Annotated in this window: 16 protein-coding genes; 7 read left to right on the plus strand and 9 right to left on the minus strand. The window is 72.4% G+C overall.

The features are described from left to right. Positions 1-761: 761 nt before the first annotated feature. Genes QCD66_RS31225 through QCD66_RS31235 form a run of 3 tightly spaced genes read right to left on the minus strand, consistent with a single transcriptional unit; the run spans position 762 to position 3,355 of the window. The gene (locus QCD66_RS31225) at positions 762-1,235 is read right to left on the minus strand and encodes a hypothetical protein (protein ID WP_357533164.1); all 474 of its coding nucleotides are present in this window, start codon (positions 1,233-1,235) and stop codon (positions 762-764) included. Then, positions 1,210-1,977, minus strand: a complete 768-nt coding sequence (locus QCD66_RS31230; RefSeq protein WP_375736249.1) for an RNA polymerase sigma factor — start codon at positions 1,975-1,977, stop codon at positions 1,210-1,212. Before QCD66_RS31230 ends, QCD66_RS31225 begins: the two co-directional genes overlap by 26 nt. A gap of 31 nt (positions 1,978-2,008) precedes the next feature. Next, positions 2,009-3,355 (minus strand): S8/S53 family peptidase, encoded by a 1,347-nt coding sequence (locus QCD66_RS31235; RefSeq protein ID WP_364218256.1) that lies wholly within the window; start codon positions 3,353-3,355, stop codon positions 2,009-2,011. 183 nt (positions 3,356-3,538) lie between these two features. Here QCD66_RS31235 and QCD66_RS31240 point away from each other — a divergent pair, with 183 nt between their 5' ends. Beyond that, positions 3,539-6,145: a CHAT domain-containing protein gene (locus QCD66_RS31240; protein WP_375736248.1), complete on the plus strand. Its 2,607-nt coding sequence runs from the start codon at positions 3,539-3,541 to the stop codon at positions 6,143-6,145. A 60-nt stretch (positions 6,146-6,205) separates the two neighbouring features. Here QCD66_RS31240 and QCD66_RS31245 read toward each other — a convergent pair whose 3' ends face one another. The 6 genes from QCD66_RS31245 to QCD66_RS31270 form a co-directional block, all read right to left on the minus strand. Continuing rightward, on the minus strand, positions 6,206-7,261 hold the full coding sequence (locus QCD66_RS31245; RefSeq protein ID WP_357533172.1) for a glycosyltransferase family 4 protein: 1,056 nt from the start codon (positions 7,259-7,261) through the stop codon (positions 6,206-6,208). 182 nt (positions 7,262-7,443) lie between these two features. Further along, on the minus strand, positions 7,444-7,893 hold the full coding sequence (locus QCD66_RS31250; protein WP_364218252.1) for an SRPBCC family protein: 450 nt from the start codon (positions 7,891-7,893) through the stop codon (positions 7,444-7,446). Between the two features lie 160 nt (positions 7,894-8,053). After that, positions 8,054-9,445 (minus strand): trypsin-like peptidase domain-containing protein, encoded by a 1,392-nt coding sequence (locus QCD66_RS31255; RefSeq protein WP_407566899.1) that lies wholly within the window; start codon positions 9,443-9,445, stop codon positions 8,054-8,056. Positions 9,446-9,756: 311 nt separating this feature from the next. Beyond that, positions 9,757-11,316 carry an ATP-binding protein gene (locus QCD66_RS31260; protein WP_364218248.1) on the minus strand — a complete coding sequence of 520 codons (1,560 nt, stop codon included), beginning with the start codon at positions 11,314-11,316 and terminating at the stop codon, positions 9,757-9,759. A gap of 13 nt (positions 11,317-11,329) precedes the next feature. Then, the gene (locus QCD66_RS31265) at positions 11,330-12,034 is read right to left on the minus strand and encodes a response regulator transcription factor (RefSeq protein ID WP_357533179.1); all 705 of its coding nucleotides are present in this window, start codon (positions 12,032-12,034) and stop codon (positions 11,330-11,332) included. Between the two features lie 541 nt (positions 12,035-12,575). After that, positions 12,576-12,707 (minus strand): hypothetical protein, encoded by a 132-nt coding sequence (locus QCD66_RS31270; protein ID WP_375735447.1) that lies wholly within the window; start codon positions 12,705-12,707, stop codon positions 12,576-12,578. A 380-nt stretch (positions 12,708-13,087) separates the two neighbouring features. Here QCD66_RS31270 and QCD66_RS31275 point away from each other — a divergent pair, with 380 nt between their 5' ends. The 6 genes from QCD66_RS31275 (at position 13,088) to pta (ending at position 21,821) form a co-directional block, all read left to right on the plus strand. Beyond that, a complete protein-coding gene (locus tag QCD66_RS31275) occupies positions 13,088-13,453 on the plus strand; it encodes a hypothetical protein (RefSeq protein ID WP_375735446.1) in 366 nt (121 codons plus the stop codon). Between the two features lie 229 nt (positions 13,454-13,682). Continuing rightward, on the plus strand, positions 13,683-14,618 hold the full coding sequence (locus QCD66_RS31280; protein ID WP_375735445.1) for an ABC transporter ATP-binding protein: 936 nt from the start codon (positions 13,683-13,685) through the stop codon (positions 14,616-14,618). Continuing rightward, positions 14,615-15,442, plus strand: coding sequence for an ABC transporter permease (locus tag QCD66_RS31285; RefSeq protein WP_357512643.1), 828 nt, complete (start codon positions 14,615-14,617; stop codon positions 15,440-15,442). Before QCD66_RS31280 ends, QCD66_RS31285 begins: the two co-directional genes overlap by 4 nt. A 211-nt stretch (positions 15,443-15,653) precedes the next feature. After that, a complete protein-coding gene (locus QCD66_RS31290; protein WP_375735444.1) occupies positions 15,654-19,463 on the plus strand; it encodes a multifunctional oxoglutarate decarboxylase/oxoglutarate dehydrogenase thiamine pyrophosphate-binding subunit/dihydrolipoyllysine-residue succinyltransferase subunit in 3,810 nt (1,269 codons plus the stop codon). Between the two features lie 97 nt (positions 19,464-19,560). Then, complete coding sequence (locus QCD66_RS31295) at positions 19,561-19,740, plus strand: DUF6104 family protein (RefSeq protein WP_357533186.1); 180 nt, start codon at positions 19,561-19,563, stop codon at positions 19,738-19,740. Between the two features lie 5 nt (positions 19,741-19,745). Next, positions 19,746-21,821, plus strand: a complete 2,076-nt coding sequence (pta, locus tag QCD66_RS31300) for a phosphate acetyltransferase (RefSeq protein ID WP_375735443.1) — start codon at positions 19,746-19,748, stop codon at positions 21,819-21,821.

Raw genomic sequence — 21,821 nt, forward strand, 5'->3', positions numbered from 1 at the left:
TTACGGGTCGGCCGCGCCGCGGCGACGGCACGACGACGCGCGCTCAGCGGGGATGACCGAGCGGGTACGGAGCGGTGGCAGGGGAGGTTCCTTACCACCGGAAGGCCTTCGGTCGGTAACGCTAAGGATCTTGTCGCTTCCTCGTCAATAGTTCTCGGGGACTTTCTTACCTCCCCGAAGAAACAAAGTGCCCCGACCGCAGGGCATACCAGCCGGACGCGAGCGGCGCGGCAGCAACGCGCGCACCCCCCGTGGACTGTCCAATGGGACCGCGAGCACTGCCGTGAGCTGGGAGAACATTCAAACTCATCGGCACCCGCCCGGCTCGAACGGCACGACCCCACACACCGAGACCATCTCGTTACTTGACGACTCTTTTTCTTCGCCGTAAGAAGAAATGGTGCCATCCACCCGCCCACCGAGCCGCGAGGTCGAGCAACCTCCCGATGACCCCGGCCGTCCCACTGCTGTCCAAAGTGGATATAGCCGGACCGCCCGCCACGCGTTGACCTGAACGCCCGGCGCGGCCGGCGAGGGCGGGGAATCACCTGCCCGACGGTTACGCCCCGTTCGCCGCTGCTTTCGCCATCTGACGATGCCCGGCCACGGCCGAGGTATCCCGCCGCCTCGATCGCCCTCCGTACTGATATCCACCCGCCGACATCGGTGGGGAGACGCCGGGTGGCCGGTGTACGGAGCAGGCCGTGACGGGACCCACGGCCTGCTCCACCACGGACGGATCGACGCAGGCCGGTACGGCCTCAGCGCAGACTGACCCAGGCGGTCGCGAGCGTACGGCCGCCGGTGCGCGCCCAGAGCTGGACCGGTCCGGCCGGCGGCGGTCCCAGCGAGAAGAAGCCGACCTGGTCGATCGGGCTCTCGTCGTAGCGACCGTCCGGGGTGCGAGCGGTGATCAGGCCGCCGCTGGCCGGGGTGAGCTGACCGACGATCCCGGCACCGGTGACCTCGAGTTCGACGCTGACCGGCCCGGTGCGGAAGGCCAGGGTACGGGCGGAGCGGGCGGTTCCCGCCGACCGGACCGGGCCGGCCGGCGCCGGATCGCACGCCGAGTCGAAGGTGAGTTCGGCGATCGCCAGGTCGGTGTCGACGGTCCGCCAGGCGAACGCCGCCAGGGCGGCGGTCAGGAACTCCTCGGGCACCGGCCCGGGATCGCGCAGTGCCGCACCAAGCTCCGCGAGCAGGCTGTCGTCAGCATTCGGCAGCCACGGCTGCATCGCGCTCACCTCCGGTCGGCTCGGTGTCGGGGCCCGTCGCGAGGAACGACACGAGGGCCGGGCAACTCCGCAGTTTGCGCAGGCATCGGCCCTGGGTCGGGCCGACGCTGCCGATCGGCATGCCGAGCCGTTCGCCGACCTGCCGGTAGCTGGCCGGCGGGTCGGCGGCGAGCAGCGACAGCAGTTTCTGACACCGTGGCGGAAGTTGAGCGAACGCCTCCCGCAGCGCCTGGTGCCGTTCGGCGCGCAGCAGGTCCTCGTCCGGGCTCGCCACGTCGACCAGCAGCGAACCGGGTGCGTGCCCGGCGTCGTCGTACGGGTCGAAGGGCTGGGTGCGCCGGCCGATGCGGACCAGCCGGTAGCACTCGCGTCGGCAGGTCGTCGCCAACCAGGCGGCCAGAGCCCTCGGCTCCCGCAGCCGGTCGAGTTGCTCCACCAGGCGAAGCCACACGGTCTGGTTCACGTCGGCCGCGTCGGTACGGTTCAGCCCGTAGGAGCGGATCACCGACAGCACCAGCGGGGTGTAGCGCCGGACCAGTTCGGCCCAGGCCAGTTCGTCGCCGGTGGACGCCGCCGCGATCAGCCCGGCCGGACCGGCCGGCGCGTCCGACGCCCCGTGGCCGGCCGCCGCCGCGAAGCCCGTCGGGGCGGTCGCCGCGTCGGGGGCCGGACCGGTCGGTGCGCCCTGCTGGCGGCACGGTCCGCCGCCGGTCTCCGGACCGGGCGGCGCACCGCCGGTCACCGGCACACCGCGCAACGCGTGGCGGAACGGCTCATCCGACCAGCACGCCGTAGTCGGGGTGCCAGCGCGGGCCGGACAGCAGCAGCGTGCGGGCCGCTTCGGCGTCCAGTCCGGTGGCGGTCATCAGGGCGGTGAGTCGCCCGGACACGTGGGCGGCGGCGAAGGAGGTGCCGGCCCAGGCCGCGAAGCCGTGGAACCAGCGGGTCGGCTGGCCCGGCATCTGCAGCCGGCCGTCGACGTACGTGCTGGTGTGCTCGCCCACCGCGCACGCGTCGACCCACGGACCGAAGCCGCTGTACGGCGCGGGCAGGTGTCCGGTCCCGGTCACGTCGACCGCGCTCACGGCCACCACCCGGTCGAACGCCGCCGGCCAGGACCGCCGGGCGGTGCCGGCGTTGCCGGCCGCCGCCACGACGGCGGTGCGGGACGGCAACGCGGCGAGCGCGTTGGCGAGCGGGAGCGGGGCGAGGTCGTCCTGTGTGTAGTAGCCGAGCGACAGGTTGACGACCGAGGTCGCCGGGTCGAGCCGGCCCAGCGCGCCGACCAGCATCTCCTCGTCGCCGACCCCGGTGGCGTTCAGCGCGGCCTCCGGGTCGAACCGCACACCGGGCGCGGCCTGCCGGATCACCCCGGCCACGAAGGTGCCGTGGCCGCCCTGCGGCGCGAGCACGTCGAGGTGGCTGTAGAGCTGGTCCTCGTCGTCGGTCTCGGGCAGGTAGCGGCCGCCGAGCCACTGTGGATGGCGGCTGCCGGCGAGTCGCCAGATGCCGGTGTCGCAGACGCCCACCGTCACTCCGGCGCCCTCACCGAGGCGGGCCGGGTCCGGGACCGGCAGGGCGCCGGTGGCGCGGGGCGGCCCGCCGGGGTTGCCCATGATGTTGCCGAATCCGACCGCGACGTGGTGCGGTTGCACGCGCGGGACCGGCTGCCCCGGCCACTGCTGCTGGTCCCGCAGTCTGGTCACCAGCGACGGGATGTCGGCGGTGGACTCGACCAGCAGCCGGGCCACCCCGGCGAATCCGGCGTTCTCGGTGACGTTGTGACCGTACGTCCGCAGCCTGGCGACCACCCGCGCCTTGTCGGCGGGGGCGACGAGCAGTTGCCGGGGCCGGTAGCTGAACTCCCGGCCGGGGACGGTGTGCAGCCGTACGGCCGGATCAGCGGCGACGGCCGTCCGGAACAGTTGCTGGTATGCCTGGTCGGCCTGGTCGGCGGCGAGTCCCGCGCCCGACCGGGGGCCGGCACCGGGGGACGGCCCGGCGACGGCGGGTGCGGCGCCGAGCGGCACCGCGGCGGCGGCCAGGACGGGAATGCCGAGCAGTCGGCGCCGCGACATCCGGCTGCCCGGGCGCGGCACGGCGGGATTGTCAGGCGGCACCGGTCCTCCTGAGGGTGGGAAAGAGCGCAGGCCGGCAGCGGTCGAGGGGACGCTCGCCAGTCCTGGACTCTATTCAGACCAATAGTTTCCAGTCAATAGAGCAATCCTCCACCGAACGATAAACAGCATTCTTCAGACATTGAAGATATTGACTGTAGATCAATCTTCGGCGATTCTCTTGGCATGGCCGAATTCACCGGCACCGGTGCGGTTACGGCCCAGCGCGCACTCGACGCCGTGCAGCGCTACCCCCGCGAGGCGATCACCATCGCGAACCGGGTGCTCACCACCGGCGCCCCGACCGGCGACGAGCGTTCGACGGCCGAACGGGCCATCGGCCTGGCCCTGCGGGAACTCAACGACCTGCCCGGCGCACTGCGCCACCTACGCCGCGCGGTACGGGCCACCGGCTCGCCGCGCACCCGCGCGCTGGCCCGGATGAGCCTCGGCTACGTGCTGGCCAACGCCGGCCACACCGCCGCCGCCCTGCGCGAGGTGACCGCCGCACTCCCCCGGCTGACCGGCGCCGACGCCGGCCGGGCCCGGATGCAGCGCGGCGTGGTCCTGCACTACCGGGGCCGGTTCGACGAGGCGGTCCGCGACTACGGCCTCGCGGTCGACATCGCCCAGCACGAGGGCGACCTGCTGCTGGAGGCCCGGGCCCGCAACAACCGCGGACTGCTCAACTCGCACCGGGGCACCAGCCGGGGCGCCGACGACGACCTCGACCGGTCCGCCACGATCTTCCAGCGGCTCGGCCTCGACCTGGCCGCCGCCGACGCCCGCTGGAACAGCGGCATCGCCGCCGGCCAGCGCGGCGACGTGGCCGGTGCCCTACGCTGTTTCGCCGCCGTCGAACAGGAATACCACCGGCTCGCCGTACCCCGCCCGGCCCTGCTGCTCGACCGCTTCGAGTTGCTGCTGTCGGTGCCGCTGGTCGACGAGGCGGTCGAGGTGGCCGGCGCCGCCGTCGACCAGCTCCGCCGCCGGGGCATGTCCTCCGACCTCGCCGAGGCACTGCTCGCCCGGGCCCGGGCCGCCCTGCTCGCCGGCGACCTGGACACCGCCACCGCGACCGCCGGCCAGGCCAGAACCCGGTTCCAGCGCCAGGGCCGCCGCACCTGGGCAGCCTTCGCCCGGCATGTCGAACTGCGGGCCGAGTTCTCCCGCGGCACCCGCTCGCCGGCGCTGCTCGGCGCGATGGTGCGTACGGCCGGCCGGCTCGACGCGACCGGCTGGCCCGATCCGGCCCTGACCACCCGGATCGAGGCCGCCCGGCTGGCCACCGAACTCGGTCGCACCGGGCGGGCCGCCGAACTGCTGGCGGTAGCCGCCCGGGCGCGCCACCGCGGCACCGCCTCGCACCGGGCCCAGGGCTGGTACGCGCTCGCCCTGGCGCGCCGGATCGCCGACGACGTACGGGGCGCCGGCCGGGCGCTGCGTCGCGGGCTGGCGGTGCTCGACGGCTACCGGGCGTCGCTCGGCACCACCGAACTGCGGGCGCACAGCGGCACGTACGGGCGGGAACTGGCCGCCGAAGGACTCGACATCGCGGTCCGCTCCGGTGCGCCGGCCCAGGTGCTGGCCTGGGCGGAACGCTGGCGGGCCAACGCACTGCGGATGCGTCCCGTGCTGCCGCCGCAGGACCCCGAACTGGCCGCCACCCTGGCCGAACTGCGGCTGGTCAGCACCGCCCTGGAGGACGCCCTGCTCGCCGACCGTCCGGTGCACGGCCTGCGCCGCCACCAGGCCCGGCTCGAACAGCGCATCCGCGAGCTGGCCCGGGGCGCGGGCGGCGGCGGCACCCTGGTGACCCCGCCCGGGATCCGCCGGCTGGCCGGGGTGCTCGGCACCGCCGTACTGCTCGAACTGGTCGCCCACGGCGACCGGCTGCGGGCGGTGCTGCTCCGCGACGGCCGGGCCACCCTGCACGATCTCGGCCCGCTCGCCGACGCGCTGCGGCACGCCGCCGCCCACCGGTTCGGGCTGCGCCGGCTGGTCACCACCGGTGACTCGGCCGCCGCCCGCACCGGCGCCGGGCACGCCGCCCACGCCCTCGACGAGCAGCTCTTCGGCCCGCTGCGCCCGTACCTCCGCGACCGCCCACTGGTGATCGCACCGGTCGGCGGGCTGCACGCCGTACCGTGGTCGGGTTTGCCCACCTGCGCCGGCCGGCCGGTGACCGTCACCCCCTCGGCCACCGCCTGGTTGCGCGCCGCCGAACGGCCGGCCCCCGACGGCCCGACCGTCCTGGCCGCCGGGCCGCGGCTGCCCGCGGCCCGGACCGAGGTACGTCACCTCGCGCGGGTCCGGCCCGGCGCCCGGCTGTTCGCCGGTACGGCCGCCACCGCGGAGGCGATCACCGCCGCGCTGAACGGTGCCGGGCTGGCCCACATCGCCGCCCACGGCCGGTTCCGGGCCGACAACCCGCTGTTCTCCACATTGGAACTGGCCGACGGCCCGCTCACCGCCTACGAGTTGGAACGGCTGGTCAGCCCGCCCGGCTGCGTCGTGCTCTCGGCCTGCGACGCCGGGCTGTCCGCGGTCCGGCCCGGTGACGAGGTGATGGGCTTCAGCTCGGTGCTGCTGGCGCTGGGCACCCGTACGCTGATCGCCGCCGTGCTACCCGTACCGGCGGATCTCACCACCGCGCTGATGCTCGACCTGCACCGGCGGATGCGGGCCGGCGCACCGCCGGCCGGCGCGCTCGCCGGTGCCCAGGCGGCGTTCGGACCGGCGGGTGCGGAGCACGCCACCGCCGCCGCCTTCGTCTGCTTCGGCGCCGGCTGACGGCGCGGCCGGCGCGTAGGGCGACGCGCTGGCGCGTAGGGCGGCGCGGCCGGCGGTCGGTCAGGTCGTCGAGTACGCCGCCATCTCCCGTTCCGCCGGAGCCGAGCGGTCGTTGGAGACCCAGCGCCGGTAGACGCGCTCGTAGGCGCGGGCCATCCGGTCGGCGCCGAACTCGGTCCGGACGTGCTCCACGCACGCGGCCGGGTCGAGTGCGAGAACATCCCGCAGCGACTGCGGCAGTTCGGCCGGATCGTCGTGCACGAAACCGGTCTCACCGTGCCGGATCAGCTCCGGTACGGCCCCCCGGTTCAGCGCGACCACCGGCGTACCGGCCGACATCGCCTCCAGCATGACCATCCCGAACGGCTCCGACCAGCGGATCGGCATGATCAGGCAACGGGCCTCGAGCAGCAGCGACGCGCACGTCTCCCGGTCCGGGTTGCGCAGCAGCGTCACGTCGGGGCCGAGCATCGGCTCGATCACCTCGGCGAGGTACTGCACCTCGCCCGGCTCGGTGCACTTGCCGGCGAGCACCAGCGGCAGGCCGACCTCCCGGGCCGCCTCGATCGCCAGGTCGGGCCCCTTGTCGGCGGAGAACCGGGCCAGCCAGACCACCGGCCCGTCGCTGGGTGCCGGCTTGCTGACGCCGCTGCCGGCCATCGCGTTGTGCACGGTCGCCACCCAGGGCAGGTTGGCGCTGATCCGGCGCTGCGAGTGCGAGATCGCGACCAGGGCGACCTGCGGGTCGACGCCCTTGAGGATGTCGGCGAGTTCGCCGACGGGTGCCCCGTGCACCGTCGCCACCGTCGGTGTCTCCCGGCGGGACGCCGCCAGCGGGCCGATGGTCGTGTGGTCGTGCACGATGTCGAAGTCGCCGTCGGCGATCATCCGGTTGGTCCGGGCGACATGGGCCAACTCGGGCAGGGCCTGGCCGAGCCGGGAGTTCTGCAACTGGTCGGTGCCGACGAACTCGGCGGCCGTACCGGTCCCGCTTCCGGCACCGAAGAGCGTCACGTCGTGTCCCAGGGCGGCCAGGCCGTCGACCAGCGCCGAGACCACCTGTTCCAGGCCGCCGTAGCCGGGCGGCGGCAGTTCGTACCACGGTGGCACCACCATCGCGATCCGTAGCGGCCGCTGCCCTACCGCCGATGTGACTGGAATCTGGGTCACCGTCCGCAGCCCCCTCGTGGCCGGAAATGACGCGCCGGTATTGACGAGATGAGCGGCGGTTTCCCGGCCGCCCGGCGGGTAAACCGGTGCCGGCGGCGTCACCCGGACCGGGTGGGCGGGACCGGGTCTCAGGCGGCCATCCGCCGGGCCAGTTCGCGGGCCCGATATTCCTGGACCCGCCGGGCGGTACGCAGCACGTAGGCCCGCAGCGGCGCCGGCATCCTCAGGGTCACCGTCACGGTCACCTCGGTGCCGCCGTCGTCCAGCGGTGCGAGGTCCATCACGAACCGCACCGTGACCCGCGCCGGGCTGAGGACGTCGAGCACCAGTTGCCGGTCCGGCACGGTCGCCGTCTGGGTCACCCGGAGGATGTTGTCGTAGCGCAGCGGGCCGGCGATCCGGAACCTCTCCACGGCCACGAACCGCACGACCGCTCCGCCGGCTTCCCGCCGTACGTCCCGTACGGCCACGATCAGCGGTGAGAGACCGACCGAGTTGGTGGGCTCGGCGAGGTGGGCGAAGACCCGGTCGGGTGGCGCCGCGACCGGGAACCGGTCGACGAACGTCTCGGTCCGCATGGCCGCCGACCGTACCAGTCCACTGCGGAGCACGGGTCCCGCGAAGGGCGAGCGGCGGGCGACGTGACCAACCCCCTTGGTCACATCACCCGCCGCTCTGGGGAGGAGGCGGACTCCGTTGCGAAAGGGTTCCGCCCTACAAAGCTCGGTCTGCTACTACCTACGACGCTTCGGTCAGCGTCACGGTTGCCTTGACTTCCGTTCCATTTCGCTCGTACGTGATCTCGACCCGGTCACCGACCTTGCGGGCCTGCACCGCGTTGATCAGGTCGTCGGAGTCGTTCACCGGCTTGCCGTCGAACTCCTTGATGACGTCGCCCTGCTGAAGGCCGATCTGGGCCGCGGCGCCGTTCGGCACGACCTGGGCGACCAGTGCGCCGCCGCCGTCGGCGGGGCCGACGGAGACGCCGAGGGCCGGGTGCGACACCTTCTCGCCCCGCTGCAGCGCCTCGGCCACCGACTTGGCCTTGTTGCTCGGGATGGCGAAGCCGACGCCGATGTTGCCCTGGCTCTGGCCGGCGGTGAGGATCGCGGTGTTGATGCCGATCACCTCGCCGTTGGTGTTGACCAGTGCCCCGCCGGAGTTGCCGGGGTTGATCGGGGCGTCGGTCTGCAACAGGCCGGAGATCGACGTGGCGCCCGCCCCCTGCTGTTGCTGGTCGCCGCCGGCCCGGATGGTGCGGTCCTTGGCGCTGATGATGCCGGCCGTCACCGACCCCTCCAGGCCGAGCGGGCTGCCGAGGGCGAGCACGGTGTTGCCGACCTGCATCGCGTCGCTGTCCCCGAACGTCGCCGGGGACAGGTCGCCCACCCCTTCGGCCTTGAGCACCGCGAGGTCGCTCTTCGGGTCGGTGCCGATGATCCTCGCCTGGGCCCGGCGGCCGTTGGCGAAGGCGAGAGTGACGCTGTCGGCGCCGGCCACCACGTGGTTGTTGGTGAGCACGAAGCCGTCGGCGGACAGCACCACGCCGGAGCCGCCGCCGCTACCGGTGGTGACCGAGACGACGCTGTCCTGTACGGACGCGGCGATGGCCGGCAGGTCGGCGCTGTTGATGATCGGCGCGGCCGTGTAGGTGCGGTTGCCGCCCGGCCGCTCGTCGCTGAGGCCGAGCGCGAGCGCACCGCCGGCCAGGCCGGAGCCGAGCATCAGCACCAGGGCGACCGCCCCGGCCGCGAAGGCCCGGCCGACCCGGCTGCCGCCGGACTGGCCGGCGCCGGGCTGCTGCGCCCACGGGCTGCCACCCGGGTACGGCTGGTGCGGGTATCCGGGCTGGCCCACGTTGACCGCCCACGGCGGCTGGCTCGGCTGCTGCCCGGGGTAGGGCGGCGCGGTGTGCGGCTGGTGCGGCGGTCCGGAGTGCGGTACGCCCGACTGCGGCGCCGCATGCGGTACGCCCGGATGCGCCGGGGCGTGCGGGACGCCCGACTGCGGGGCGCCCGCCGGTACGGCGTGGGACTGCGTGGCGTCGGGTCGCGGAGCCTGCCACGGGCTCGGCGCGTACGCCGGCGCGGCGGCCTGGGGCTGCTCGCCGGAGGGCCGGGGGACTGCCACGGATTCGCCGGATGACCCGGTGCGGCCGGCGGGGTCGGGCCGGCCGGCGGGGCGGGTGCCGCCGGCGGTGCCGGTGTGGGTGGTGTGGGTGGCGCCGGCGGTGGTGGGGCGGCGGCCTGCGGAGCGGGGGTGGCTGGGGTGGCGGCGGAGTCGGACGGCGCCGGGCCGGCACCGGACAGCTCGGGGCGGGTCACCTCGTCGCCGGGCCAGACCGGCTTGTGCTGCGGATTGGTCTCCTGCTCGCTCATGTCCTACACCTTCCCCCCTCGCACTGCGATCCACCTGTAACCGGACTGTACGTTGACTGTGAGTCAGGACTCCTCGTACGGAATCGCCGACCCGGGCGCCAGCGGTAGCCGTACCCGGAACGTCGCCCCTTCACCCGGCGAGCTGTCGACCTCGACCTGGCCGTTGTGGGCCGCCACCAGGGCGGCAACGATCGCGAGACCGAGCCCGGTGCCGGCGGCGCCGTCCCGGCGGGTCCGGGCCGCGTCCGCCCGGTAGAACCGTTCGAACACCCGCTCGGCCTGCTCCGCCGTCAATCCGGGCCCGGTGTCGACGACCTCGACCACCGCGAACCCGGACTCGGCCCGCAGCCGCAGCCGCACCGACGCGTCGGCCGGCGTGTGCCTGATCGCGTTGGTCATGAGGTTGCCCAGGACCTGACGCAGCCGGGCGTCGTCGGCGAGCACGACCAGGTCGCCGGCGTCGGGCGCCACCTCCATCCGGATGTCCCGCTCCGGGGCCACCGCGCGGGTCGCCTGCGTCGTCTCGGTGGCCAGCACCCGCAGCTCGACCGGGGCGAGCACCAGCGGGCGTTCCCGGTCCAGCCGGGCCAGCAGCAGCAGGTCCTCCACCAGCAGGCCCATCCGGGCCGCCTCGTCCTCGATCCGGCGCAGCAGCCGGGCGGTGTCCTCCGGCCCGGCGGCGGCACCCTGCCGGTGCAGTTCGGCGAAGCCGCGGATGGTGGTCAGCGGCGTACGCAGCTCGTGCGACGCGTCGGCGACGAACTGCCGCATCCGCTCCTCGGACCGACGGGCCCGGGTCTCCGACGTCTGCGCGGAGACCAGCGCGTCGCGGGCCGCCGCCTCGGCCGCCCGGGCCGCCCACTCCGACGCCTCGCGGGCGTAGAACGCGGCCTCGATCTGGGTCAGCATCGTGTTCAGCGCCCGCGACAGCCGGCCGAGTTCGGTCTGCGGCACCACCAGCCCGTGCTCGGGATCGGGCACCCGGCGGGACAGGTCGCCGGCGGCGATGGCCGCCGCCGTCCGCTCGATCTCGTCGAGCGGTTTCAGGCTGGTGCGTACGATCGCCGCGCCCAGCGACGCGAGGATGATCAGTACGGCCCCGCCGACCAGCACGTCGATCCAGATCAGCCGCTGCACGGCGAGGTCGACGTCGGAGAGGCTCTGGCCGACCGCGATGTACTGGCCGCTCGGCAGCCGGGCGTGGTACATCCGCCAGCGGGGGTTGCCGTCCCGGGCCTTCACCGTGACGATCTCGTCCCGGTGCTCCTCGAAGCCCGCGGCGTTGTCCGGCCAGGCGGGCAGGTCCTCCCAGGCGATCCGCTCACGGTCGTAGAGGACGTCGCGGGCGGGTTCGACGTGGCCGGAGTCGTCGGCGAGCACCGCCAGGTAGTCGGTGGGCAGCCCGACCCAGACGGACTCGCCGGGACGGGGCAGCGACGACGCCGACTTCAGGTCGCCGACGTAGTCGCGCAGCTCACTGTCGATCTGCCCGACGAGGTAGCTGCGCAGGAAGAACGTCGTCGAGACACTGATCACCAGCAGTGCGGCGGCAACCAGGACCAGCACCGCAGCCACGAGCTTGACGCGCAGCGGCGTGGTGCGCAGCGGGGCGCGGGTGATCATAGGCAGTCCACCGTCAGGCCGCCGGCTTACGCAGGACGTACCCGACCCCCCGGAGCGTGTGGATCAGCCGCGGCTGGGTGTTGTCGACCTTGCGTCGCAGGTAGGAGATGTAGGACTCGACGATGTTGTCGTCGCCCCGGAAGTCGTAGTTCCACACGTGGTCGAGGATCTGCGCCTTCGACAGCACCCGGTTGGCGTTGAGCATCAGGTAGCGCAGCAGCTTGAACTCGGTCGGCGAGAGCTGCACCCGCTGCCCGGCCCGGTAGACCTCGTGCGTCTCCTCGTCGAGTTCGAGGTCGGCGAAGGTGAGCCGCGCGGTCACCGGCTCACCACTGGTCGTACGCCGCAGCACCGCCCGGATCCGCGCGGTCAACTCTTCGAGGCTGAACGGCTTGGTGACGTAGTCGTCGCCGCCCAGCGTCAGCCCGCGGATCTTGTCGTCGGTCGCGTCGCGGGCGGTCAGGAAGACCACCGGCGTACGGGTGCCGCCCTCACGCATCAGGCGGATGACCTCGAACCCGTCGAAGTCGGGCAGCATCACGTCGAGCACCACAAGATCCGGCCGGCGGTCCTTGGCCGCCGCGACCGCCGCGCTGCCGCTGGTGGCGGTCGCCACGTCGAAGCCGGCGAAGCGCAGGCTGGCGGAGAGCAGCTCCAGGATGTTGGGGTCGTCCTCGACGACGAGCAGTCTTGCCTCGGTCTGCGATGCGGCGGCCATGGGGCCATCATCTGTCGCGCCGCTGGGTCATCGCTGGGCGAATACTGAAAGATCCCTGAGAGATCTCTCAGTCAACGGTCGTCCGCGTCCTACCAGTATCCGCATCTCCCGGACGAAAGCGTCGACGGGGCGGCCAAGCCCGTCGCGCGTGTCGGCGTGGCGGATTCCGCGCCGGTTTCGCGCCGGTTCCGCGCCGGACGGGACGCGTCACCGGCCCGCGGGAGCGCGGAGCGCCGTCGCACCGCACGGATCTGGAACGTTTGTGGCTGCCGGGACGACCACAAACGTTCTAGATCGGCAGGGCAGTTGCCGGGCAGCGGGCGGCGGTCACCGCTCGACGGGGACGGGGCTGCGTGGGCAGCGGCGGCTGCGGTTGCATCGCCGGATGCGGATCCCCCACGACGACGCAGACCCGCTCGACTGGCTGCTGTTCACCCAGTCCGGCGTACTGACCTGGCAGCAGGCGGTCGCCCTGCGGTCCCCGGCAAAGGTGCGGCATCTGGTGGCCGGCGGACGGTGGCAGCGGATCTGCCGGGGCGTACTACTCGCTCATTCCGGCGAGATCACCCGCGAGCAGCACCATTGGATCGCCGTACTCGCGGCGGGGCCCGGTGCGGTGCTGGCCGGCCTCGCGGCCGCCCGGGCTGGTGGCCTTCGGCTCGACCCACGCCACGACGTGGTCGACGTGCTGGTGCCGGCCGGTCGACGACGGGCCGACCTGCTCCGCCGGCTCCCGCTGGGACTGCCCGCCGTACGGGTCCGCCGTACCGGGGCCCTGCCCGCCGGTGACCGGCAGCGGGCCCGCCCCGACCGCACCTCGATGGCACGGTCGGTCGTCGACGCGGCGCAGTGGGCGTCGACCGACGACGACGCCCGGACGGTGGTGGCCGCCGCCTGCCAGCAGCGCCGGACCACACCGGGCGAGATACTCACCGTGCTCGGAAGAATGCCCCGGGTACGTCGGCGTGCCTTGCTGCTCCGGACCGCGAACGATGTCGCCGGCGGGCGCAGGCGCTCAGCGAGATCGACTTCGTACGACTCTGCCGGCAGCACGTGCTCCCCCGCCCCGACCCGCAGGAACGGCGTACCGACGCGGCGGGGCGCAACCGTTACCTGGACGCGTACTGGCGGGACTGGAGACTGCATGTCGAGGTCGACGGCGCCCACCACATGGACGTACGGGAGTGGGCGGCGGACATGCGGCGGCAGAACGAGGTGTGGATCGGGGGCGACCGCATCCTGCGCTTCCCCGCCTGGGTCGTCCGGCAGCGCCCGGCCGAGGTCGCCGGGCAGGTACGGGCGGCACTGCGCGCCGCCGGTTGGCGGCCGCCACCGGACCACCCGGACCAGGCCGGCACGGCGCGCGGCGGTCACGACGCGTGGCGGGTCCGGGTGTGGCGGTCCGCCACCCCGGCATGATCTCCGTCGTACGATCCGTACGGCGGGCAACCCCCGGTCGGACTCCGGGGCGCTCTCCTGCCTACGTATGACCATCTCCTGCCTGCGGAGGAGACACGCCTCGATACTCGCGCGGATTGACCTTCGCACCACCAACCGTCACGCTGAGCGACGACGCGCGAGATGTTCGGGCGGCGGTTCCACGCCGGATCCGCCCGACGAGTGCACACGGCACACAGTGAGGAGAGAAATGTCCGACGGGCATACAGGCCCCACAGCCGGAGGCGAGATCATCGTCGCCGGCCTGACGAAGCAGTATCGCAACGTCAAAGCGGTCGACAACCTGTCATTCCGGGTCCAGCCGGGCCGGGTCACCGGCTTCCTCGGCCCGAACGGCGCGGGCAAGACGACCACGCTGCGCATGCTCCTCAACCTGGTCACGCCGACCTCGGGCACGGCGACCATCGACGGCCGGCGCTACCCGGACCTCAAGGAACCGCTGCGGACCGTGGGCGCGCTGCTGGAGGCATCGAGCGCGCACAAGGGACGTACCGGGATCAACCACCTGAGGGTGATCTGTGCCGCCTCGGGCCTGCCGAAGCGGCGTGCCGACGAGACGCTGGCGATGGTCGGGCTGTCCCCGGCGGCGAAGCGCAAGTTCAAGGGCTACTCGCTGGGCATGAAGCAGCGGCTCGGCATCGCCGCGGCGATGCTGGGTGACCCCAAGGTGCTGGTGCTGGACGAGCCGGCAAACGGCCTGGACCCGGAGGGCATCCGCTGGATGCGCGGGTTCCTCAAGGGGCTCGCGTCCGAGGGGCGCACCGTTCTGGTCTCCAGCCACCTGCTGTCCGAGATGCAACTGCTCGCCGACGACGTGGTGATCATCGCCGCCGGCAAGCTGGTCCGGCAGGGCACCGTCGACGAGGTGCTGGGTTCGATGACGACCGGCGCCCGGATCCGGGTCCGTACGCCACACGCGGATCAGCTCGCCAAGGCGCTCGCCGAGCAGAACGCCAAGGTGCAGCGGGGCGAGGACGGCCTGCTGCTGGTCGAGGGCAGCGACGCCGCCTTCGTGGGCCGGGTCGCGCTGGCCGCCCAGGCCGAACTGCACGAACTGACTCCCGAGCGGCCCGACCTCGAACGGGTCTTCCTGGAGCTCACGTCCGGGAAGGCGGTCATCCGATGAAGCTGATCGGTGCCGAACTGCTGAAGCTGCGCACCACCAACACCTGGTGGGTCTTCGCGCTCATCGCCGTGCCGCTGTGGGCGATCACGCTGTTCTTCAACTACTTCCAGACCTCGTTCCTGCTCGACCCCGAGCAGTTCGGCGGGACCGTGCCGGAGAACGACCCGGCGCTCGAGGCGGTGTCCGACGTCGTCTACCTGGCGGCGAACCTCTACACCAACGGCCAGCTCTTCGGGTTGCTGATCGTGATGCTGCTGGGCGTCATCGTGGTGACCAACGAGTTCTTCCACCAGACGGCGACGACGACGTTCCTGACCTCGCCCCACCGCACCGCGGTGATCGTCGCCAAGCTGGTCGCGGCGTCGATCATCGGCGTGCTGTTCTGGGTGATCACGACCGCGGCGAACCTGGTGGTCACCCCGCTGATCCTCAACGGGCTCGACACGGGCGCGCAGCTGGACCAGTCCGGTGTGTGGGAGGCGATCGGCCTCAACGGGCTCGCGTACCTGCTCTGGGCGATCTTCGGCGTCGGCTTCGGCGTGCTGATCCGCAGCCAGATGGGCGCGACGGTGGCGGCCATCATCTTCTACTTCGCCGGGTTCATCGGCGCGGCGCTGTTCTTCAGCACGTTCGCCAACCGCTTCGGCGACTGGATCAACAACCTGCAGGTGCTGGTGCCGTCGCTGGCCTCGCAGCTCATGGTCTCCGGCACCACCCTGCCCGGCAACCCGCCGCAGTGGGTGGGCGCGGTGGTTTTGATCGGCTACGCCGTGGTGACCGGCGTGGTCGGCACGCTCATCGTCCGCAAGCGGGACATCTCCTGACCTTACGGCGGGTGGCGCGGGCCGGGAGCCGGCGCCATCCGCCGTGGTCGTCAGCCATGATCACCTTGTGAAACACGACACGGGCCGGATGGGGCAATGCCCCCGCTCGGGGCACAGCGTAGCCTTGTACGCGACTTTGTGACCCGAGCCCCCGAGTGGTGGCGGCATCCCGCGAGCACCACACCCCGCGTGAAAGAGGCGATTACCGGCCGTGTCGACGCAGCAGACTTCGCAAGACAACCCACTGGCGGGCTTCGGCCCGAACGAGTGGATCGTCGAGGAGATGTACCAGCGTTACCTCGCCGATCCCAGCAGCGTCGACTCGGCCTGGCACGACTTCTTCGCCGACTACCGGCCGTCCGGCGACGGTGCCGGCGCGGCCACCCCGACCGAGGCCACCGCCACGGCCGGGGCGTCGACCGCGGAGCGGGCGGGCACCTCGGCCCCGGCCGCGCCGACCTCCCCCCAGCCGAAGGCCGCCGAGGCCCCGGCCAAGCCGGCCCCGGCCGGGAAGCCCGCCGCCGCGAAGCCGGTCGCGAAGCCCGCCCCCAAGGCTGCCCCCCAGCCGAAGGCCACCCTCCAGCCGAAGGCCACGCCGCAGCCGAAGGCCACGCCGCAACCCACCGGCGCGCCGGCCGCGAAGAGCGCCCCGGCGTCGAAGTCCACCGACGAGGGCCCGAAGACCACCACGCTGCGCGGCGTCGCCGCCAAGATCGTTCAGAACATGGACGCCTCGCTGTCGGTGCCGACCGCGACCAGCGTCCGGGCGGTGCCGGCCAAGCTGCTGGTCGACAACCGCATCGTGATCAACAACCACCTCGCGCGGGGCCGTGGTGGCAAGGTCAGCTTCACCCACCTGATCGGATACGCGCTGGTCCGGGCGCTGGCCGAGCACCCCGAGATGAACAACTCGTTCACCGAGGTCGACGGCAAGCCGGCGGTGGTCCGGCCGGAGCACGTCAACCTGGGCATCGCGATCGACCTGGTCAAGCCCGACGGCACCCGCAACCTCGTGGTGCCGTCGATCAAGGGCTGCGAGCAGATGGACTTCCGGCAGTTCTGGCAGGCGTACGAGGACGTCGTCCGGCGGGCCCGGCGCAACGAGCTGACCATGGAGGACTACTCCGGCACCACGGTCTCGCTGACCAACCCGGGCGGCATCGGCACGGTCCACTCGCAGCCGCGGCTGATGGTCGGCCAGGGCACGATCATCGGCGTCGGCGCGATGGAATACCCCGCGCCGTACGCGGGCATGTCCGAGGAGACCCTGGCCGAGCTGGCCGTCAGCAAGATCATCACGCTGACCAGCACGTACGACCACCGGATCATCCAGGGCGCGCAGTCCGGCGAGTTTCTCAAGGTCATGCACGAGCTGATCCTGGGCGAGCACAACTTCTACGACCAGATCTTCACCGCGCTGCAGATCCCGTACGAGCCGGTGCGCTGGATGCGGGACGTGGCGGTCAGCTCCGAGGGGCAGATCGACAAGACCGCCCGGGTCATCGAGATCATCCACGCCTACCGGGTCCGTGGCCACCTGATGGCCGACACCGACCCGCTGGAGTTCAAGATCCGCAAGCACCCGGATCTCGACGTACTCCAGCACGGCCTGACCCTGTGGGACCTCGACCGCAGCTTCCCGGTCGGCGGCTTCGCCGGCAAGCAGAAGATGAAGCTGCGCGACATCCTCGGCGTGCTGCGCGACACCTACTGCCGCCGGGTCGGCATCGAGTACATGCACATCCAGGACCCGGAGGAGCGCCGCTGGATCCAGGACCGGATCGAGCGCAAGTACACCAAGCCCACCCCGGACGAGCAGAAGCACATCCTCAACCGGCTCAACACCGCCGAGGCGTTCGAGACGTTCCTCCAGACCAAGTACGTCGGGCAGAAGCGATTCTCGCTCGAGGGCGGCGAGTCGCTGATCCCGCTGCTCGACGAGGTGCTCCAGGCGTCCGCCGAGGCGGACCTGGACGAGGTCGTCATCGGCATGGCGCACCGGGGCCGGCTCAACGTGCTGGCCAACATCGTCGGCAAGCCGTACGAGAAGATCTTCTCGGAGTTCGAGGGGCACATCGACCCGCGCTCCACCCAGGGCTCCGGTGACGTGAAATACCACCTCGGCCAGACCGGGAAGTTCACCACGCCCGAGGGCGACCACTCGATCACGGTGTCGCTGGTGGCCAACCCGTCGCACCTGGAGGCCGTCGACCCGGTCCTGGAGGGCATCGTCCGGGCCAAGCAGGACCGCATCGACCTCAAGCTGGAGGGCTACACGGTCCTGCCGCTGGCGGTGCACGGCGACGCCGCGTTCGCCGGTCAGGGTGTGGTCGCCGAGACGCTCAACCTGTCCCAGCTGCGCGGCTACCGCACCGGCGGCACCGTGCACGTCGTGGTCAACAACCAGGTCGGCTTCACCACCGCGCCGGAATACTCGCGGTCCAGCCTCTACAGCACCGACGTCGCGCGGATGATCCAGGCGCCGATCTTCCACGTCAACGGCGACGACCCCGAGGCGGTCGTCCGGGTCGCCCGGCTGGCGTTCGAATACCGGCAGGCGTTCAACAAGGACGTCGTGATCGACCTGGTCTGCTACCGGCGCCGGGGGCACAACGAGGGCGACGACCCCTCGATGACCAACCCGCTGATGTACCAGATCATCGACAGCAAGCGCAGCGTCCGCAAGCTGTTCACCGAGGAGCTGATCGGGCGCGGCGACATCACCGTCGAGGACGCCGAGGAGTTGCTGCGCGACTTCCACGCCCAACTGGAGAAGGTCTTCAAGGCCACCCGGGACGCGGCCGGACCGGCGGCTCCCCGCGTGACCCGCAACCGGCAGGAGGAGCCGGAGCCGGCGGTGGAGACCGCGGTCGACGCCTCCGTCATCCGGGCGATCGGCGAGGCGCACGTGGGCCTGCCGGAGGGCTTCACCCCGCACAAGCGGATCCAGCAGCTGCTCGACCGGCGGGCCAAGATGGCGGCCGAGGGCAACATCGACTGGGGCTTCGGCGAGATCCTCGCGTTCGGCTCGCTGCTCGACAACGGGGTGACCGTACGGCTCGCCGGGCAGGACTCCCGCCGGGGCACGTTCGTGCAGCGGCACGCCTCGATCGTCGACGCGAACAGCGGTGACGACTACCTGCCGCTGTCGCGGCTGACCAGGGACCGCGCCCGGTTCTTCGTGCACGACTCGCTGCTCAGCGAATACGCGGCGATGGGCTTCGAGTACGGCTACTCGGTGGAGAACACCGAGGCGCTGGTGCTGTGGGAGGCGCAGTTCGGCGACTTCGCCAACGGCGCGCAGTCGGTGGCCGACGAGTTCATCTCGTCCGGCGAGGTCAAGTGGGGGCAGCCGTCAGCGGTGACGCTGCTGCTGCCGCACGGCCACGAGGGCCAGGGCCCCGACCACACGTCCGGCCGTCCGGAACGCTGGCTGCAGATGTGCGCCGAGGACAACATGCGGGTGTCGATCCCGACCACCCCGGCCAACTACTTCCACCTGCTGCGCCGGCAGGCACTGTCGCCCAAGCGCAAGCCGCTGATCGTCTTCACGCCGAAGTCGCTGCTGCGGCACAAGCTGTGCGTCTCCTCGGTGGAAGACTTCACCAGCGGCACGTTCCAGCCGGTCCTGCGCGACGACGCCGGTCTGAAGGCCGAGTCGGTCAAGCGGGTGCTGCTGTGCAGCGGCAAGGTCTACTACGACCTCGTCCAGGCCCGGAAGGAGCGCGGCATCACCGACACCGCGATCATCCGGGTCGAGCAGCTCTACCCGCTGCCGGTCGACGAGGTCCGGGCCGCGCTGGCCGAATTCCCGAACGCCGAGGACTTCGCCTGGGTGCAGGAGGAGCCGGCCAACCAGGGCGCTTGGTCGTTCGTCGCGCTCAACCTGCTGGAGCACCTGGAGGGCGTACGGCTCCAGCGGATCTCGCGCCCGGCGGCCGCCGCGCCGTCGGTCGGGTCCGCGAAGCTGCACGACGCCGAGCAGGCCGCGCTGCTCGAGGCGGCCCTCCCCCGCCGGTAGCCCGGCGGCACATCCGCGCCCGACCGGCGGGCCGGTGGTGTGGTCGACGACCCGCCACCGGCCCGCCGGCGACGCGCCCGGAATCGAGGAGCAGGCCATGTACTTCACCGACCGCGGCATCGAGGAACTGGTGCAGCGCCGGGGCGAAGAGAGCGTCACCATCGAATGGCTCGGTGAGCGGCTGCGCGACTTCGTCGACATCAACCCGGAGTTCGAGACGCCGGTCGAGCGGTTCGCCACCTGGCTGGCGCGCCTCGACGACGAGGACGACGAGTAACCGACGTGAACCGCCGCAGCGTCTACATCGCCAGCATCGGCTCCGGCGGCGGCAAGTCGGCCGTCGCGCTCGGCCTCGCCGAGCTGCTGTCCCGGCAGGTCGAGCGGATCGGCGCGTTCCGGCCGCTGGTCACCGGCGACGACGACCCGATCCTCACGCTGCTGCGCGACCGCTACCGGATCGAGCTGCCGTACGCCGACCTGTACGGCACCACCTATGCCGAGGCGGCCGTCCTGGTCGCCGACGGCCGGCGCGAGGAACTGATCTCGCGGATCGTCGAGCGCTACCGGGCGGCGGAGCGGCGCTGCGCGGCGATGGTGGTGGTCGGCAGCGACTTCGACGACGACGGCGGTGACACCCCCGGCGGGCTGCCCCGCGAACTGGCGTTCAACGCCCGGCTGGCGACCGAGTTCGGCAGTGTGGTCGTACCGGTGGTCGACGGGTTGGGGAAGGACGGCGAAGCGATCGCGGCGGCGGCCCGCAGCGCGTACCACGACCTGGAGGACCTGGACGCGACCGTGCTGGCCGTGGTGGCCAACCGGGTCCGGCCCGGGACCGAGCCGCCCGGGCTGCCGGTGCCGGCGTACGCGATCCCCGAGGTGCCGGCGGTGTCGGCGCCGACGGTGGCCGAGGTGGCGGCGGCGCTGGGCGCCGACCGGCTGGCCGGCACCGACGCGGCGTACTCCCGGGACGTGCTGGACTTCGTCGTCGGTGCCGCGCACGTGCCGACCCTGCTCGACCACCTGACCGACGGCTGCCTGGTCATCACCCCCGGCGACCGGGCCGATCTGCTGGTCGCCGCGCACGCCGCGCACGCCGCCGGCCAGGTGTCGGTGGCCGGCGTGGTGCTGACGCTGGGCGAACGGCCCGACCCGCGGGCGATGCGCCTGGTCGAAGGGCTCGACACCGGGCTCGCCGTGCTGCTGGCACACACCGACAGCTTCGACACGGTGGCCGCCTCGGCCCGGATCGAGGGCCGGCCGACCGCCACCAACCCGCGCAAGGTCGAGGCGGCACTCGGCGCGTTCGAGTCCCATGTGGACACCGAGGAGCTGTCCCGGCGGCTGCGGGTCACCCGCTCCGGCCGGGTCACCCCGCTGATGTTCGAGTACGACCTGGTCGACCGGGCCCGGGCCGACCGCCGCCGGATCGTGCTGCCGGAGGGCACCGAGGGGCGGATCCTGCGCGCCGCCGAACTGCTGCTCCGCCGCGGTGTCGCCGACCTCACCCTGCTCGGCGATCCGGACGAGATCGCCCGCAAGGCCCGCGAGCTGGGCGTCGACGTCGACGGGATCGAGACGGTCGACCCGACGACCAGCGCCTGGCGGGAGGAGTTCGCGGCCAGCTACGCCGACCTGCGCCGGCACAAGGGCGTCACCCTCGACCTGGCCCGCGACGTGGTCACCGACCCCAACTACTTCGGCACGATGATGGTCGCCGCCGGCCACGCCGACGGCATGGTCTCCGGCGCGACACACACCACCGCGGCGACGATCCGGCCGGCGTTCGAGGTGATCAAGACGGTGCCCGGCGTATCGGTCGCGTCCAGCGTCTTCTTCATGCTGCTCGCCGACCGGGTGCTGGTCTACGGCGACTGCGCGGTCAACCCCGACCCCGACGTCGTCCAGCTCGCCGACATCGCGTTGTCGAGTGCGGTGACCGCCGAGCAGTTCGGCATCACGCCGCGGGTGGCGATGCTGTCCTACTCGACGGGCACCTCCGGCTCCGGCGCCGACGTCGAGAAGGTGGCGGCGGCGACCGCGCTGGTCCGGCAGCGCCGGCCCGACCTGCCGGTCGAGGGCCCGATCCAGTACGACGCCGCGATCGACCCGGCCGTCGCCGCGACCAAGTTGCCGGGCAGTTCGGTCGCCGGCCAGGCCACCGTGTTCGTCTTCCCCGACCTGAACACCGGCAACAACACCTACAAGGCGGTGCAGCGCTCGGCCAACGCGGTCGCGGTCGGGCCGGTGATGCAGGGTCTGCGCCGGCCGGTCAACGACCTGTCCCGGGGCGCCACGGTGAAGGACATCGTCAACACGGTCGTCATCACCGCGATCCAGGCCGCCGGACACAAGGGGTAG

It is taken from the genome of Polymorphospora sp. A560, from assembly GCF_045781765.1.
GTDB classification, from domain to species: Bacteria; Actinomycetota; Actinomycetes; order Mycobacteriales; family Micromonosporaceae; genus Polymorphospora; species Polymorphospora lycopeni.